The 16,823-nt window shown below is 70.3% G+C and carries 12 protein-coding genes; all 12 read left to right on the forward strand.

The genetic code is table 11. The features are described 5' to 3' along the window. Positions 1-229: 229 nt before the first annotated feature. Positions 230-2,860, forward strand: a complete 2,631-nt coding sequence (locus tag ACIRRY_RS38635) for a nitrate- and nitrite sensing domain-containing protein (protein ID WP_403983022.1) — start codon at positions 230-232, stop codon at positions 2,858-2,860. Positions 2,861-3,301: 441 nt separating this feature from the next. Then, positions 3,302-3,973 (forward strand): response regulator, encoded by a 672-nt coding sequence (locus ACIRRY_RS38640; RefSeq protein WP_403982576.1) that lies wholly within the window; start codon positions 3,302-3,304, stop codon positions 3,971-3,973. A 53-nt stretch (positions 3,974-4,026) separates the two neighbouring features. Further along, positions 4,027-6,078, forward strand: coding sequence for an excinuclease ABC subunit UvrC (gene uvrC, locus ACIRRY_RS38645; RefSeq protein WP_403982579.1), 2,052 nt, complete (start codon positions 4,027-4,029; stop codon positions 6,076-6,078). Continuing rightward, entirely contained in the window at positions 6,075-7,079 is a 1,005-nt protein-coding gene (gene rapZ, locus ACIRRY_RS38650; protein WP_403982581.1) for an RNase adapter RapZ, read from the forward strand. The genes uvrC and rapZ overlap by 4 nt, the downstream gene beginning before the upstream one ends. Further along, entirely contained in the window at positions 7,076-8,143 is a 1,068-nt protein-coding gene (yvcK, locus tag ACIRRY_RS38655; protein WP_403982583.1) for a uridine diphosphate-N-acetylglucosamine-binding protein YvcK, read from the forward strand. The genes rapZ and yvcK overlap by 4 nt, the downstream gene beginning before the upstream one ends. After that, on the forward strand, positions 8,134-9,123 hold the full coding sequence (whiA, locus tag ACIRRY_RS38660; protein WP_403982585.1) for a DNA-binding protein WhiA: 990 nt from the start codon (positions 8,134-8,136) through the stop codon (positions 9,121-9,123). The genes yvcK and whiA overlap by 10 nt, the downstream gene beginning before the upstream one ends. 418 nt (positions 9,124-9,541) lie before the next feature. Next, a complete protein-coding gene (locus ACIRRY_RS38665; protein ID WP_403982587.1) occupies positions 9,542-12,499 on the forward strand; it encodes a M14 family zinc carboxypeptidase in 2,958 nt (985 codons plus the stop codon). 189 nt (positions 12,500-12,688) lie between these two features. After that, positions 12,689-13,699, forward strand: a complete 1,011-nt coding sequence (gene gap, locus ACIRRY_RS38670) for a type I glyceraldehyde-3-phosphate dehydrogenase (RefSeq protein ID WP_403982589.1) — start codon at positions 12,689-12,691, stop codon at positions 13,697-13,699. A gap of 160 nt (positions 13,700-13,859) precedes the next feature. Then, positions 13,860-15,074 (forward strand): phosphoglycerate kinase, encoded by a 1,215-nt coding sequence (locus tag ACIRRY_RS38675; RefSeq protein ID WP_403982592.1) that lies wholly within the window; start codon positions 13,860-13,862, stop codon positions 15,072-15,074. Positions 15,075-15,116: 42 nt separating this feature from the next. Further along, positions 15,117-15,872, forward strand: a complete 756-nt coding sequence (gene tpiA, locus ACIRRY_RS38680) for a triose-phosphate isomerase (protein ID WP_328686541.1) — start codon at positions 15,117-15,119, stop codon at positions 15,870-15,872. 109 nt (positions 15,873-15,981) lie between these two features. Next, entirely contained in the window at positions 15,982-16,215 is a 234-nt protein-coding gene (gene secG / locus ACIRRY_RS38685) for a preprotein translocase subunit SecG (RefSeq protein ID WP_078652560.1), read from the forward strand. Positions 16,216-16,422: 207 nt separating this feature from the next. Next, positions 16,423-16,758, forward strand: coding sequence for an RNA polymerase-binding protein RbpA (locus tag ACIRRY_RS38690; protein WP_200689387.1), 336 nt, complete (start codon positions 16,423-16,425; stop codon positions 16,756-16,758). Positions 16,759-16,823 lie beyond the last annotated feature (65 nt).

Consider the following 16,823-nt stretch of genomic DNA (forward strand, 5'->3'; position numbering starts at 1 on the left):
CGCCGGCCGCTGAGAGCGCGCCGTGCGTCGCCCCCTGTCTCCGGGCCCGCTCCGCAGAGTGCCGGCAGGGCTCCGTCCCGAGCCCGACCTCGCCACGCCCACCGCGCTCCCGGAGCTGCGCAGCCCGCGCTCCGACCGCGCCGCCCCACTCGGCCCCCGGCGGCGCCCTCGGCCCGCCGCCGCCCTCGGCATCCCCTTCCTCGCCCGGCTGCGCGTCGGGCGCAAGCTGATGCTCCTGGTGCTGCTCCCGGTGACCGGGATGCTGGCGTTCACCGTGTTCGGCGCCCTCTCGCAGTGGCGCGAGGCGCAGACGATGCGGGACTTCCGGACGGCGACCGGGCTGTCGTTCAGGACCACCGCGCTGACCGACGCCATCGCCAGGGAGCGCATCGCCGCCGTGCGGGCCCGGCTGCGGCCCGGCCCGGCGACCCTGAAGGAACGCTCCGCCGCGCAGCACGTCACCGACCACGCCCTGAACGCGGCCCTTCTGGACGCGGCCGGCAGGACCGGGCCGCCCGACGTACCGGGCCGGCTCGACGCACGGAACCGCCAACTGCACGCCCTGCGGCTTCAATTGGGGACCGGCTCCCTCACCGCGCCCCAACTCGCCGCCCAGTACGACACGATCGAGGACGACCTCCTGGAGCTGGCCGCCACCCTGGAGTCCGGCCGCCCGACCCGCACCTCCGGGCAGGCGGCCGACGCCCACATCGCGCTCCTGCGCGCCATCGAGGCCGCCGAACGCGAACGCACCGAACTGGCCGTGCTCTTCGACACCCCCGCCGCCCCGCACGCCATCGCCACGGACCGCTGGTCGGCCCTGGAGAAGGCGCTCCTGGACGACTTCGACCAGACCGCGCCCGCCGCCCTCAAAGGCAGGCTCTACGTCGCCCTCCTCCAGCACCCCGGCCTCGTCGTCCGCAAGACCCGCGAGACCCTCGCCGACCCGCGCGCCGAGCGGAACTCCTGGCCCACATACGGCAGTTGGCTGACCGCCTCGACCCGGCGCATCGAGGCGCTGCGCGTCATCCAGCACCAGGCCGCCGCCGAACTGGGCCGCGGCGCCGCGCGCGACCTCGCCACCGCACGCGCGCGTGAGGCACGCGACCTCAGTGTGTCCCTGGCCGTGCTGGCCGCCGTCACCGTCCTCGCCCTGACCCTGCGCCTGTCGATCACCCGCCCCCTCAGCGAGGTCTCCGCGGGCGCCCGGGCGCTGTCCGAGGGCGATCTGTCCTACGACATCCGGTACGCGGGCCGGGACGAACTCGGCGCCGTGGCCGACATGTTCCGCGAACTGCGGGTGACCACCGAACGGCTCGCCGGCGAGATCACCACCATGAACACGGCGATCGACGACAACCGGCTCGGCCACCGCGCGGACGTCGCCGCGTTCGAGGGGACCTGGGCGGAGCTGCTCGGCGGCATGAACGGCACCATGGCGTCCTTCGCCGCGGCCCAGGGGAGGCGCGACAAGGCCGAGCAGGAGCTGGCGAGCATCTTCCACCTCTCCCTCGACCTGTTGTGCATCGCGGGACTCGACGGCTACTTCAAGCGCGTGAACCCCGCCTTCGAGCGGACCCTCGGCCACTCCGCCGACGCACTCCTGGGCAGACCCTTGCTGGAGTTCGTGCACCCGGAGGACCGGGCACGCACGCGTGGCGCCCTCGACCGGCTGGCGAGCGGCGTCGAACCGGCCGAGTTCGAGAACCGCTTCGTCCGCGACGACGGCACCGAACGCTGGCTCCAGTGGAGCGCCCGCGCCGTCCCCGGAGAGGGCCTCATCTACGCCGCCGCGCGCGACGTCACCGAGAGCCGCCGCGCCGCCCGCGAACAGGCCGCCCTGCGCCGGGTCGCCACCCTCGTCGCCCGCGGGGTGCCCCCGCACGAGGTGTTCTCCGAAGTCGCCGACCAGGTGGGCAAGGTACTGAGCAGCGACTCCGCCGCCGTCCTGCGCTACGGCGCCGACGGAGCCGTCACCGTCCTCGGTTCCGCCCGCAGGCCCGCCGCCGAGGCCGAGACGGCCGCCGCGGCGGAGGTGGCGCGTACCGCACGCCCCGCGCGCGTGAGCCGCTCGGTGGGCGTCCCCATCGTCGTGGACGACCGGCTGTGGGGTGCCGTCGTCGCGGCCGCCGCCGGAACCGAACCGCTGCCCCCGGACACCGAGTCCCGGCTCGCCGACTTCACCGAACTCGTCGCCACCGCCCTCGCCAACGCCGACAGCCGCGACCAGCTCACCGCGTCACGCGCGCGCGTGGTGGCCGCCGGGGACGCCTCCAGACGCCGTATCGAACGCGATCTGCACGACGGCGTCCAACAGCGGCTCGTCTCGCTCCAACTCGACCTCAGAACGGCCCAGTCGATGCTGGACGAGCAGCCGGCGGAACTCGCCGAGCAGCTGGACCACATCGCCAAGGGCCTGGACGACACCTTCGCCGACCTGTTGCAGATCGCGCGCGGCATCCACCCCGCGATCCTCTCCAAGGGCGGCCTGGGCCCGGCCCTGCGCGCGCTGGCCCGGCGCTCCGCCGTCCCCGCGGAACTCGACCTGAGCCTGCCGGCCGGCCGGCTCCCGGAACGGATCGAGGTCGCCGTCTACTACGTGACGTCCGAGTGCCTCACCAACGCCGTCAAGCACGCGCGCGCGAGCTTCGTCGCGGTGTCGGCGCGGGTCGAGGACGACGTCCTGGAGGTGACGATCGCCGACGACGGACTGGGCGGCGCCGACCTCGGGCACGGCTCCGGGCTCATCGGCCTCGTCGACCGCGTCGAGGCGATCGGCGGCAAGCTGCGCGTCGCCAGCCCACCGGGAGAGGGCACGACCCTCACCGTACGACTGCCGCTGCCCCGCACGGAGGTGTGACCGCCCGAGGCGTACGCGGTGGGTGTCCAGGCCGGGGGAGCGTGGACTCGGTGACCTCGCGTACGCGTCGGGCGGTCTTCTCGGACGGAGAGGCAGCCGTCCGGTTCCAGGGGTGCGGTGAGGGCTCCCTCAGGGACCGGGAGTGGCCCTCCGGGGACCGGCTGTCCTCCTCCCACGGGCGGACACGGACCGACCGCCGTCGTCTGCCCGCCCGTGTCCGCCGCACCTTCCGCTGCCCTTCCGCCGGTCCGGCCCTGGATCCCTCGGTTCTCGCCCGGGACGACCGGTCCGCCCACATCCGCACTGCTTAGAGAATCGCCCGGACACGGCCCCGTGTCGTCACGGCCCCCCCCAATTCCCGTACCCGCTAGCCGTACCCGACCCGGTCCGGCAGGCTGTGCGTGGCGCACCGCACGGGGCGGGGCAAGGGGAGCCGGGACGATGGACGCAGCGCAGCAGACCGCGCGGGGACGGGTCGTCCTCGCCGACGACGACGTCCTCCTCAGAGAGGGTCTCGCGAGCCTGTGCGAACGCCTGGGCTACGAGGTGGCGGGTCAGGCCGGCGACGCGGTACGGCTCCTGGAACTGGTCGACAGCGAGCGCCCCGACCTCGCGATCGTCGACATCAGGATGCCGCCCGACCACTCCACCGAGGGGCTGAAGGCGGCCCGGACGATCCGTGAGCTCCATCCCGACACCGGCATCCTCGTGCTGTCCGCGTTCGTCGAGGTCGAGGAGGCCCTGGAGCTGCTGGCCGGCGGGCACAAGGTCGGGTATCTCCTCAAGAGCCGGATCACGGTCGTCGACGAGTTCGTCGAGGCACTCGACCGCATCCACAAGGGCGGCTCGGTCGTCGACCCCTCCCTGGTGCACGAGCTGTTCTCGGCGCAGCGCCGCGACGACCCGCTGTCCTTCCTCAGCAACCGTGAGCGCGAGGTCCTGGCGCTGATGGCGGAAGGCCGTTCCAACGCCGGCATCGGCCGCCGGCTGTGGGTCACCGAGGGCACCGTCGAGAAACACGTCCGCAGCATCCTGGGCAAACTCCACCTTCCGGAAGCCGCCGACGACCACCGCCGGGTCCTGGCCGTTCTGACGTTTCTGGAGTCCCGGTAGGCGTTGTCCACAGCCCCGCCGCGCTGTCACTCCGCGCCAGTAGGGTGTGAAACATGGCCGATCCCTCCAGCTACCGCCCCAGGCCGGGAGAGATCCCGGACTCGCCCGGGGTCTACCGATTCCGCGACGAACACCGCCGGGTGATCTACGTCGGAAAGGCGAAGAGCCTGCGCCAGCGCCTGGCGAACTACTTCCAGGACCTGGCCGGACTCCACCCGCGCACGCGCACGATGGTCACCACGGCCGCGTCGGTGGAGTGGACGGTCGTGTCCACGGAGGTCGAGGCGCTCCAGCTGGAGTACTCCTGGATCAAGGAGTACGACCCCCGGTTCAACGTCAAGTACCGCGACGACAAGAGCTACCCGTACCTCGCGGTGACGATGAACGAGGAGTACCCGCGCGTCCAGGTGATGCGCGGTCACAAGAAGAAGGGCGTCCGCTACTTCGGGCCCTACGGACACGCGTGGGCGATCCGCGACACCGTGGACCTTCTGCTGCGCGTCTTCCCCGTCCGCACCTGCTCGGCCGGCGTCTTCAAGAACGCCGCCCGCACCGGCCGCCCCTGTCTGCTCGGCTACATCGGCAAGTGCTCCGCGCCCTGCGTCGGCCGCGTCACCGAGGAAGAACACCGCGAACTGGCCGACGAGTTCTGCGACTTCATGGCCGGCCGCACCGGCACGTACATCCGTCGCCTGGAGACGGCGATGACGGACGCGGCCGAGGAGATGGAGTACGAGCGGGCGGCCCGTCTGCGCGACGACATCGAGGCCCTGAAGAAGGCCATGGAGAAGAGCGCGGTCGTCCTCGCCGACGCGACCGACGCCGACCTGATCGCGCTCGCCGAGGACGAGCTGGAGGCGGCCGTCCAGATCTTCCACGTCCGCGGCGGACGCGTCCGCGGCCAGCGCGGCTGGGTCACCGACAAGGTCGAGGACGTCACCACCGCGGCCCTCGTTGAGCACGCCCTCCAGCAGCTCTACGGCGAGGAGAAGGGCGACGCCGTCCCCAAGGAGGTCCTCGTCCCGGCACTGCCCGACCCGTTGGAGCCGGTCCAGCAGTGGCTGACGGACCGGCGCGGGGCGAACGTGTCGCTCCGCATCCCCCAGCGCGGCGACAAGAAGTCCCTCATGGAGACCGTCGCGCGCAACGCCCAGCAGTCCCTCGTTCTCCACAAGACCAAGCGCGCCTCCGACCTCACCACCCGCTCGCGCGCCCTGGAGGAGATCTCCGAGGCCCTCGACCTGGACAGCGCCCCCCTCAGGATCGAGTGCTACGACATCTCGCACCTCCAGGGCGACGACGTCGTGGCGTCGATGGTCGTCTTCGAGGACGGACTCTCCCGCAAGAGCGAGTACCGCCGCTTCCAGATCAAGGGCTTCGAGGGCCAGGACGACGGCCGCTCCATGCACGAGGTCATCACCCGCCGCTTCCGGCGCTATCTCGCCGACAAGGAGAAGACGGGGGAGTGGGCGGACGGCGACGAGCTGACGGACCTCAAGGACGACGAGGGCCGCCCCAAGCGGTTCGCCTACCCGCCGCAGCTCGTAGTGGTCGACGGCGGGCAGCCGCAGGTCGCCGCCGCCAAGAAGGCCCTCGACGAGCTGGGCATCGACGACATCGCCGTGTGCGGCCTCGCCAAGCGCCTGGAGGAGGTCTGGCTGCCCGGCGAGGACGACCCCGTGGTCCTGCCCCGCACCAGCGAGGGCCTCTACCTCCTCCAGCGCGTCCGCGACGAGGCCCACCGCTTCGCGATCACCTACCAGCGCGCCAAGCGGGCCAAGCGGTTCCGGGCGAGCCTCCTGGACGACGTGCCCGGACTCGGCGAGACCCGCAAACAGGCGCTGATCAAGCATTTCGGTTCGGTGAAGAAGCTGCGGTCCGCGACAATCGACCAGATCTGCGAGGTTCCCGGCATAGGTCGCAAGACCGCCGAGACCATCGCGGTGGCCCTCGCCCAGGCGGCCCCGGCCGCACCCGCCGTCAACACGGCGACTGGAGAGATCATGGATGACATGGAAGACGGGACACCCGAGACGACAGCGGGTGTCCCGGGGGAGCCCGTACCCGCGGGAGCCCCGGACGAGCGACGGGGGCAGGAGACATGAGCGAACAAGAGAAGCAGCCCACAGCGGACCGAGATCGGACGCACAAGGAAACCGACGACGATCAGGCTCCACAGCAAGAGGTCCAGGACGACGGAGCACAGGTGAGTACGGACAGCACGACCCCCGGGGCGCCCGAAGCGGCCATCCCCGAGCTGGTGATCATCTCCGGCATGTCCGGGGCCGGGCGGTCCACCGCCGCCAAGTGCCTGGAGGACCTCGGCTGGTTCGTCGTCGACAACCTCCCGCCCGCCCTGATCCCCACCATGGTGGAGCTCGGCGCCCGCTCCCAGGGCAACGTGGCACGGATCGCGGTCGTCGTCGACGTACGAGGCCGACGCTTCTTCGACAACCTCCGCGAGTCCCTCGCCGATCTGGCCTCCAAGCACGTCACCCGGCGGATCGTCTTCCTGGAGTCCTCGGACGACGCCCTGGTGCGCCGTTTCGAGTCCGTGCGCCGCCCCCACCCCCTCCAGGGCGACGGCCGCATCGTCGACGGCATCGACGCCGAACGCGAGCTGCTGCGCGAACTGCGCGGCGACGCCGACCTCGTCATCGACACCTCCAGCCTCAACGTCCACGAACTCCGCGCCAAGATGGACGCCCAGTTCGCCGGCGAGGAGGAGCCCGAACTGCGGGCCACCGTCATGTCCTTCGGCTTCAAGTACGGCCTCCCGGTCGACGCCGACCTCGTCGCCGACATGCGCTTCCTGCCCAACCCGCACTGGATCCCGGAGCTGCGCCCCTTCAACGGCCTCAACGAAGAGGTCTCGGCGTACGTCTTCAACCAGCCCGGCGCCAAGGAGTTCCTCGACCGGTACGCCGAGCTGCTCAGGCTCATCGCGGCCGGCTACCGGCGTGAGGGCAAGCGGTACGTGACGATCGCGATCGGCTGCACCGGAGGCAAGCACCGCTCGGTCGCCACCGCGGAGAAGCTCGCCGCGCGGCTCGTGGCCGAGGGCGTGGAGACGGTGGTCGTACACCGGGACATGGGACGGGAATGACGGGACGTGGCCCACGGCTGGGCAGGCTGCGCCGAGTGGTGCCCGAAGGACGGACGACCAGGCCCGTGGAGGCCCGTGGCGGCAAGCCGCGCCGGCGCGGCACCCAGCCCAAGGTGGTCGCCCTCGGCGGCGGCATGGGCCTGTCCGCCTCGCTCACCGCGCTGCGCCGGATCACCGGCGACCTCACCGCCGTCGTCACCGTGGCCGACGACGGCGGCTCCAGCGGACGCCTGCGCGACGAACTGGGCGTGCTGCCCCCCGGGGACCTGCGCAAGGCCCTCGCCGCGCTGTGCGGCGACGACGACTGGGGCCAGACCTGGGCCCGGGTCATCCAGCACCGCTTCCAGTCCAAGGGCGACCTGCACGAGCACGCGGTCGGCAATCTGCTGATCGTCGCCCTGTGGGAGCAGCTCGGGGACCACGTCCAGGCACTCGACCTGGTCGGCAAGCTGCTCGGCGCGCACGGGCGCGTGCTGCCCATGTCCGCCGTACCGCTGGAGTTGCAGGCCCTGGTCAAGGGGCACGATCCGGCGCGGCCCGACGACGTCGACACCGTCCGGGGGCAGGCGACGGTCGCGCTCACGCCCGGCGAGGTGATGTCCGTGCACGTCGTGCCGCACGACCCGCCGGCCGTGCCCGAGGCGGTCGCCGCCGTGCTCGACGCGGACTGGGTGGTGCTCGGCCCGGGCTCCTGGTTCTCGTCGGTGATCCCGCATCTTCTGGTGCCGGAACTGCTCGACGCGCTCACCGAGACGAAGGCGCGCCGGGTGCTCTCCCTGAACCTCGCGCCGCAGCCCGGAGAAACCGATGGCTTCTCCCCGCAGCGTCATTTGGAGGTTTTGGGACGACACGCCCCTAAACTCGCCCTGGACGTGGTGCTGGCCGACGAGGCCGCCGTGCCCGATCGCGCGTCGCTCACCGAAGCCGCCAAGCGGCTCGACGCCGCGGTCGAGCTGGCGCCGGTGGCCAGGACCGACGGAACTCCAAGGCACGATCCGGAGCTGTTGGCCGCCGCGTACGACCGTATTTTTCGGATGCATGGAAGGATCGGCCCATGGCGATGACGGCAGCGGTGAAGGATGAGATCTCCCGGCTTCCCGTCACCCGGACCTGCTGCAGGAAGGCGGAGGTCTCCGCCATTCTGCGGTTCGCCGGAGGCCTCCACCTGGTGAGCGGGCGCATCGTGATCGAGGCGGAGCTGGACACCGCGATGGCGGCGCGCCGGCTCAAGCGGGACATCCTGGAGATCTTCGGCCACAGTTCCGAGCTGATCGTGATGGCGCCCGGCGGACTGCGCCGCGGTTCCCGTTACGTCGTCCGGGTGGTCGCCGGCGGCGATCAGCTGGCCCGGCAGACGGGGCTCGTGGACGGCCGTGGACGCCCGATCCGGGGCCTGCCGCCGCAGGTAGTCTCCGGGGCGACCTGTGACGCGGAGGCGGCCTGGAGAGGCGCGTTCCTGGCCCATGGCTCGCTGACCGAGCCCGGCCGGTCCTCCTCCCTGGAGGTGACCTGCCCGGGTCCGGAGGCCGCGCTCGCGCTGGTCGGCGCCGCGCGTCGGCTGTCGATCGCGGCGAAGGCGCGCGAGGTGCGCGGGGTCGACCGGGTGGTCGTCCGCGACGGCGACGCGATCGGCGCCCTGCTCACCCGCCTCGGCGCGCACGAGTCGGTGCTGGCCTGGGAGGAGCGCCGGATGCGCCGCGAGGTGCGCGCCACGGCGAACCGCCTCGCCAACTTCGACGACGCCAACCTGCGCCGCTCGGCCCGCGCGGCCGTCGCCGCAGGCGCCCGTGTGGGCCGTGCGCTGGAGATCCTCGCCGACGAGGTCCCCGAGCACCTCGCGGCGGCCGGCCGCCTCCGCATGGACCACAAGCAGGCCTCCCTGGAGGAACTGGGCGCCCTCGCCGACCCGCCGCTCACCAAGGACGCCGTGGCCGGCCGTATCCGCCGTCTGCTGGCGATGGCCGACAAGCGTGCCCAGGACCTGGGCATCCCGGGCACGGAGTCCAGCATCACCGAGGAGATGGCCGACAACCTGGTCGGCTGACCCCTCCTGTTGACCGACGATCTCTCAACACGCCGGTGCGGATGTCCCCTTCGGGGTTGTCGGCACCGGCGTTCTTCTGCGATCAGGCAGTCCTCCCCCCCCCCGGATACTCACGAGCAGTCGACGCACCGGAGCGCACCGGGCTGGTCCTGCCCGGCGCATCCGCTTGGAGAGAGCCGCGGGCGGCCGACCGGCGTCAGCGCGTCGGCGACCTGGGGCGAGAGCGCGCGAGACCCCCACTGGGTGAGTGGGCGCCGCCCCAACTTCCTCACCCGCACTTCCCGGCACGAGCCCGCCGCGCCCCCGGAGGGCCCCGCACCGGCGTTTGACTGTCCTTGTGTCGCCCTTGACTCGATCATGAACTGTCATGAGCCTGGCAACTGTTCGCTGCTGTGGCGAACGATTGCTAGGGGGATTCATGAGACACAGAGCGAGATCGATCCTCGCTGTCGGCGCGCTCCTGATCACCGGGGCGAGCATCGCACCGATCGCCCAGGCGCAGGGCGGGAGTTCGGCGAAGTCCGACCCGGACGAGGTCAAGGTCTTCCGCGCCGACGTCACCCAGAAGCAGATCCCGCTGCTCCTGAAGGCCGGACAGGACGCCCACGAACTCGGCGACAACAAGTTCTCCGCGTCCGGCAGGACCGCCGTCGAGGTCTACCTCACCGACCAGCAGGCCGGGAAGCTGGAGAAGCAGGGTGTCGACCTCACCGAACACACCCTGACGGCCAAGGCCGAGACCCGCGTCGAGGACGCGGCGCAGGGGGTCTTCCGGCCGTACAGCGGAAGCGGTGGTCTGAAGGAGGAGATCCTCCGGACCGGGCAGGCCAATCCCGGGCTCACCAAGGTCGAGTCCATCGGGAAGACGGTCGACGGCCAGGACATCCTCGCGCTCAAACTGACCAAGGGCGCGAAGAAGACCAAGGACGGCTCCAAGCCCGCCGTGCTGTACGTGTCCAACCAGCACGCGCGCGAGTGGATCACGCCGGAGATGACCCGCCGGCTGATGCACTACTACCTGGACAACTACAAGACCGACAAACGCGTCAAGAAGATCGTCGACTCGACCGAACTGTGGTTCGTGCTGTCGGCCAACCCGGACGGCTACGACTACACCTTCCAGAACTCCGACACCCGCCTGTGGCGCAAGAACCTGCGGGACGTCAACGGCGACGGCACCATCTCCACCGGCGACGGCGTCGACCTCAACCGCAACTTCGCCTACAAGTGGGGCTATGACGACGAGGGTTCGTCCCCGAACCCCACCAGTGAGACCTACCGTGGCACGGCCCCCGCCTCCGAGCCGGAGACCAAGGCGCTCGACAACTTCGAGAAGCGGATCGACTTCAGCTACGGCATCAACTACCACTCCGCCGCCGAACTCCTCCTCTACGGAGTCGGCTGGCAGGTCGCGACCCCGACCCCGGACGACGTGCTCTACAAGGCGCTCGCGGGCACGCCCGACAACCCGGCGATCCCCGGCTACCACTCGCAGGTCTCCTCGGAGCTGTACACGACCAACGGCGAGGCGGACGGCCACGCGTCGAACGTCAACGGCATGTCGATGTTCACCCCGGAGATGTCGACCTGCCAGACCGCGTCGAACATCGACCCGAACGACGCCTGGAACGCGGCCGACTGCCAGTCCGTCTTCAACTACCCGGACGACGAGAAGCTGATCCAGGACGAGTTCGCGAAGAACATCCCCTTCGCGCTCTCCGTCGCCGAGACCGCCGCCCACCCCGACCAGCCGACCTCGTCGGTCGGCCTGAGCGCCGCCGACTTCACCCCGGCCGCCTTCTCCACCTCGTACGCGCGCGGTGCCGACCAGGAAGTCTCCGTCGTCGTACGGAAGTCCGTGCGCGACAAGGAGCTCAAGTACCGCGTCAACGGCGGCCGTACGCAGGACAAGGCACTCAAGTCCTGGAAGGGCGGCCAGACCTACGGCGGGGACGACAACCTGTACTTCGACGAGTACCGGGCGAAGGTCAAGGGCGGTGCCCCGGGCGACAAGGTCGAGGTCTGGTTCACCGGCAGGACGAAGGCCGGGAAGTCCACCTCCAGCGCGCACTTCACGTACACGGTGACCAAACTGCCCTCGGCCGACACCCTCGTCGTCGCCGAGGAGGGCGCTGCCGCCACCCAGGCGCAGACCTACGTCGACGCCCTGAAGGCGAACGGCCGTAAGGCACTCGTCTGGGACGTCGCCACCCAGGGCGCGCCCGACGCGCTCGCCGTGCTCGGCCACTTCAAGACCGTCGTCCACTACTCGGGCACGGCGGGACCGGGCAACGGCACCCAGCTCCAGTTGCGCGCCTACCTCAACGAGGGCGGCAAGCTGATCGAGGCCGGCGAGCAGGCCGGCGGCTCCGTCGCGCTCGCCGACGGCACCCCTTCGAACGACTTCAGCCAGTACTACCTGGGCGCCTACTCGCGTACGTCGACCCCCGGGGCCAACGGCTTCACCGGCTCCGGCAAGCTCGACGGATTCACCGGGCCGCTCAGCGGCGCGCCCGGCAACCCGCTGGACCGGGCCGGCACCTACAGCGTCACCTCCGACTCGCTGTCGCCCACCACGTACCCGCAGTTCGCGAGTGCGGGAGCGGGCAAGTTCGCCGGGACCGTCAACCCGTACGGCCCCTACGCGGGCTCCTACATGGCGGCCGCCGTCCACAACGACGACTCCTACAAGCGCCTCACCCGCACCATCGACCTCACCGGGGTGAGCGCGGCCGACAAGCCCACGCTGCGCAGCGAGCTGCTGTGGGACACCGAGCCCGGCTACGACCACGCCGTGGTCGAGATCCACACCACCGGGGCCGACGACTGGACCACGCTCCCGGAGGTGGGCGGCGCCACCGGCACCGCCGTACCGGCGGAGTGCGGGGCCGGCTTCCTGATCGCCGAGCACCCGTGGCTCAAGCACTACCTGACCATCGCGAACAACGACTGCACCGCGACCGGCACCACCGGCTCGTGGAACAGCTTCACCGGCGCCTCCAACGGCTGGCAGCAGGTCGGCTTCGACCTGAGCGCCTACGCCGGCAAGTCCGTCGAGGTCTCGCTGAGCTACATCACCGACCCGGGCAGCGGCGGCCACGGCGTCCTCGCCGACGACACCTCGCTCGTCGTGGGCGGCACGGCGACCCAGACCGAGGGCTTCGAGACCTCCCTCGGCCCCTGGACCGTGACAGGACCGCCCGTCGGCAGCCCCGCGGTCCTGAACGACTGGACCCGCACCGGAGCCCTCTTCCAGACGTACGGCGCGGTCACCACCGACCGCTCCGTGCTGCTGGGCTTCGGCCTGGAACAGGTCACCTCGGCCGGTGACCGCGCGACCCTGCTCAAGAAGGCGCTGGCGGCCCTCAAGAGCTGACTCGGCGTGTCGATGTCATGAACATCGAGGGCGGTCCGTACCCCTACTGGCGGGTACGGACCGCCCTGCGGTGTATGGGGCATCTCGATGTCACCCCGGGGGGCTCAGGAGGGTAGGGTCGTAGGCGGTCGGGGACATCCCATACAACTCGCCGGCACTGAGCCGGCGTACCAACGAGGAGATCGGTTCGTGACGATCCGCGTAGGCATCAACGGCTTTGGCCGCATCGGTCGTAACTACTTCCGCGCGCTGCTGAAGCAGGGTGCTGACATCGAGATCGTGGCTGTCAACGACCTGGGTGACACCGCGACCACCGCTCACCTGCTCAAGTACGACACCATCCTGGGCCGCCTGCAGGCCGAGGTGTCGCACACCGCCGACACGATCACCGTCGACGGGCACACGATCAAGGTCCTGTCCGAGCGCAACCCCGCCGACATCCCGTGGGGCGAGCTGGGCGTCGACATCGTCATCGAGTCGACCGGCATCTTCACGAAGAAGTCCGACGCCGAGAAGCACATCGCCGGCGGCGCCAAGAAGGTCCTCATCTCGGCTCCGGCCAAGGATGAGGACATCACGATCGTGATGGGCGTCAACCAGGACAAGTACGACGCGGCCAACCACCACGTCATCTCGAACGCCTCCTGCACCACCAACTGCGTGGCGCCGATGGCCAAGGTTCTCGACGAGAACTTCGGCATCGTCAAGGGCCTGATGACCACGGTGCACGCGTACACGAACGACCAGCGCATCCTGGACTTCCCGCACTCGGACCTGCGCCGCGCGCGTGCCGCCGCCGAGAACATCATCCCGACCACCACCGGTGCCGCCAAGGCCACCGCCCTGGTGCTCCCGCAGCTCAAGGGCAAGCTGGACGGCATCGCGATGCGCGTCCCGGTCCCGACCGGCTCGGCCACCGACCTGGTCGTCCAGCTCCAGCGCGAGGTCACCAAGGACGAGGTCAACGCCGCGTTCAAGAAGGCCTCCGAGGACGGCGACCTCAAGGGCTACCTGACGTACACCGAGGACCCGATCGTCTCCTCGGACATCGTCGGCGACCAGGCCTCCTGCACCTTCGACTCCCTCCTGACCATGGTCCAGGACGGCACGTCGGTGAAGATCCTCGGCTGGTACGACAACGAGTGGGGCTACTCCAACCGCCTCGTCGACCTCACGGTCTTCGTCGGCGGCCAGCTCTGACCTCCAGAGCAGGCAACTCGATGTGAGTCAGGGCTCGGGCAGCGCACGCCGCGCTGCCCGGGCCCTGTACTACGTAGTGATCGATCGGCCTCTCCGTAGTGATCGATCCGCCCTCTCGGATCCGAAGAGCCTGAAGAGCCCTCCCTAGGAGCCCCTTTTCATGAAGACGATCGACGAACTCCTCGCCGAAGGAGTGGACGGCAAGCGGGTCTTCGTCCGCGCCGACCTCAACGTCCCGCTGGACGACAACGGCCTCATCACCGACGACGGCCGCATCCGCGCCGTCCTGCCCACGATCAAGGCCCTCGTCGAGGCGGGCGCCAAGGTGATCGTGGCCTCGCACCTGGGCCGTCCCAAGGGCGCCCCGGACCCGGCCTTCTCCCTCCTCCAGCCCGCCGAGCGACTGGCCGAACTCCTGGACGCGCCGGTCGCGTTCGCCCAGGACACCGTCGGCCCCGCCGCCCACGACGCGGTGCGCGGCCTGGAGCCCGGCCAGGTCGCGGTCATCGAGAACCTGCGCTTCAACGCGGGCGAGACCGCCAAGGACGACGTCGAGCGCGGCGAGTTCGCCGACCAGCTCGCCGCCCTCGCCGATGTCTACGTAGGCGACGGTTTCGGCGCCGTGCACCGCAAGCACGCCTCCGTGTACGACCTCCCGGCCCGCCCGCCGCACTACGCCGGCTACCTCATCGCCACCGAGGTCGGCGTCCTGAAGAAGCTCACCGAGGACGTCAAGCGGCCCTACGTCGTCGCCCTCGGCGGCTCCAAGGTCTCCGACAAGCTGGCCGTCATCGACCAGCTCCTCGGCAAGGCCGACCGCATCCTCATCGGCGGCGGCATGGCCTTCACCTTCCTCAAGGCCAAGGGCTACGAGATCGGCGCCTCCCTGGTCCAGGACGACCAACTGGCCGCCGTCACCGAGTACGTCGAGCGCGCCGAGAAGAACGGCGTCGAGCTGGTCGTCCCCGTCGACGTCGTGACCTCGGGCGCGTTCCCGGACCTGAAGACCAAGGCCCCGTCCCACCCCACCACCGTCGCCGCGGACGCCATCCCCGCCGACCAGATGGGCCTCGACATCGGTCCCGAGACCGGTGCCCTGTACGCCTCGAAGCTCGCCGACGCGGCCACCATCTTCTGGAACGGTCCGATGGGCGTCTTCGAGCACCCCGACTACGCCGAGGGCACCAAGGCGGTCGCCCAGGCCCTTCTCGACTCCCCGGCCTTCACTGTCGTCGGCGGTGGCGACTCCGCCGCGGCCGTCCGCATCCTGGGCTTCGACGAGACCGCATTCGGCCACATCTCGACCGGCGGCGGCGCCTCCCTCGAATACCTAGAGGGCAAGACGCTCCCCGGCCTCGCCGCACTGGAGGACTGACCTTTCATGGCTCCATCCACTACCTCTGGGCGCACGCCGATCATGGCGGGCAACTGGAAGATGAACCTCAACCACCTCGAGGCCATCGCCCACGTCCAGAAGCTCGCCTTCGCCCTCGCGGACAAGGACTACGAGGCCGTCGAGGTCGCCGTCCTGCCGCCCTTCACCGACCTGCGCTCCGTGCAGACCCTGGTCGACGGCGACAAACTCAAGATCAAGTACGGCGCCCAGGACATCTCGGCGCACGACTCCGGCGCCTACACCGGCGAGATCTCCGGTGCGATGCTGGCCAAGCTGAAGTGCACGTACGTGGCGATCGGCCACTCCGAGCGCCGCCAGTACCACGCCGAGACCGACGAGATCGTCAACGCGAAGGTCAAGGCCGCCTACAAGCACGGCCTGACCCCGATCCTCTGTGTCGGCGAGGAGCTGGAGGTGCGCGAGGCGGCCAACCACGTCCCGCACACCCTCGCCCAGGTCGAGGGCGGCCTCAAGGACGTCCCGGCCGAGCAGGCCGAGTCGGTCGTCATCGCCTACGAGCCCGTGTGGGCCATCGGCACCGGCAAGGTCTGCGGCGCCGGTGACGCCCAGGAGGTCTGCCAGGCCATCCGCGGCAAGCTCGCCGAGCTCTACTCGCAGGAACTGGCCGACCAGGTCCGCATCCAGTACGGCGGCTCCGTCAAGTCCGGCAACGTCGCCGAGATCATGGCCCAGCCCGACGTGGACGGCGCCCTGGTCGGCGGTGCCTCGCTGGACGCCGACGAGTTCGTCAAGATCGCGCGCTTCCGCGATCAGTGAGTCCGGCAGTGTGTAGGCGGTAGCGGCGATCCGTCGTACCCTTGCGGGGGCATAGGGCTGTCTCTATGCCCCCTGTCGTCCATCCGAATCCGAGGAAGTTGGTCCAGCCGTGGTTTTGGGGTTCTCGATCGCCCTGATCGTCTTCAGCCTGCTGCTGATGCTGCTGGTGCTGATGCACAAGGGGAAGGGCGGCGGTCTCTCCGACATGTTCGGTGGCGGCATGGCGTCGTCCGTCGGCGGCTCGTCGGTCGCCGAGCGCAACCTGGACCGCATCACCGTGGTGCTCGGTGTGCTCTGGTTCGCCTGCATCGTCGTACTCGGTCTGCTGATGAAGACGAGCTGACCGCACGTTCCATCGCACATTCCGTACGTAAGGCCCCATGTTCGGTACGCGCAGCTGAGCGCGGCCTATCATGGGGCTTGCGTCTAGGTGTAGGGGCTGTAACTCCAACCACTGGACGCGCGTTGGGCCTTACGTAGACTGAGGCGCTCGCAACGGAGCGAAAACGCCGACTCGCTTCGCGGCACCATCACGCAGGGAGTTACGACCGTGGCAAGTGGCAACGCGATCCGAGGAAGCCGGGTCGGGGCGGGGCCGATGGGTGAGGCCGAGCGCGGCGAGTCCGCGCCCCGGCTGCGCATCGTCTTCTGGTGCTCCAACGGACACGAGACACAGCCCAGCTTCGCCAGCGACGCGCAGGTTCCCGACACCTGGGACTGCCCGCGCTGCGGCTTCCCGGCCGGACAGGACCGGGACAACCCGCCGGCCCCACCGCGCACCGAGCCCTACAAGACGCACCTCGCGTATGTACGGGAGCGGCGCAGCGACGCGGACGGCGAGGCGATCCTCGCCGAGGCACTCGCCAAACTGCGGGGAGAAATCTAGGAGTTGAACCGGCCGGACGCCCACAAGGTGTCTGGCCGGAGCTGTTTCGCGCCCCGGTGGCCGGC

This window comes from Streptomyces sp. NPDC101776, assembly GCF_044766845.1.
Lineage (GTDB): Bacteria > Actinomycetota > Actinomycetes > Streptomycetales > Streptomycetaceae > Streptomyces.

Bases quoted from the DNA above. Each gene is read 5' to 3' on its own strand.
- tpiA (WP_328686541.1), top strand. From the start codon at position 15,117: ATGGCGGGCAACTGGAAGATGAACCTCAACCACCTCGAGGCCATCGCC.
- uvrC (WP_403982579.1), top strand. From the start codon at position 4,027: ATGGCCGATCCCTCCAGCTACCGCCCCAGGCCGGGAGAGATCCCGGAC.
- whiA (WP_403982585.1), top strand. From the start codon at position 8,134: ATGGCGATGACGGCAGCGGTGAAGGATGAGATCTCCCGGCTTCCCGTC.
- ACIRRY_RS38675 (WP_403982592.1), top strand. From the start codon at position 13,860: ATGAAGACGATCGACGAACTCCTCGCCGAAGGAGTGGACGGCAAGCGG.
- ACIRRY_RS38665 (WP_403982587.1), top strand. From the start codon at position 9,542: ATGAGACACAGAGCGAGATCGATCCTCGCTGTCGGCGCGCTCCTGATC.
- ACIRRY_RS38635 (WP_403983022.1), top strand. From the start codon at position 230: ATGCTCCTGGTGCTGCTCCCGGTGACCGGGATGCTGGCGTTCACCGTG.
- rapZ (WP_403982581.1), top strand. From the start codon at position 6,075: ATGAGCGAACAAGAGAAGCAGCCCACAGCGGACCGAGATCGGACGCAC.
- yvcK (WP_403982583.1), top strand. From the start codon at position 7,076: ATGACGGGACGTGGCCCACGGCTGGGCAGGCTGCGCCGAGTGGTGCCC.
- ACIRRY_RS38640 (WP_403982576.1), top strand. From the start codon at position 3,302: ATGGACGCAGCGCAGCAGACCGCGCGGGGACGGGTCGTCCTCGCCGAC.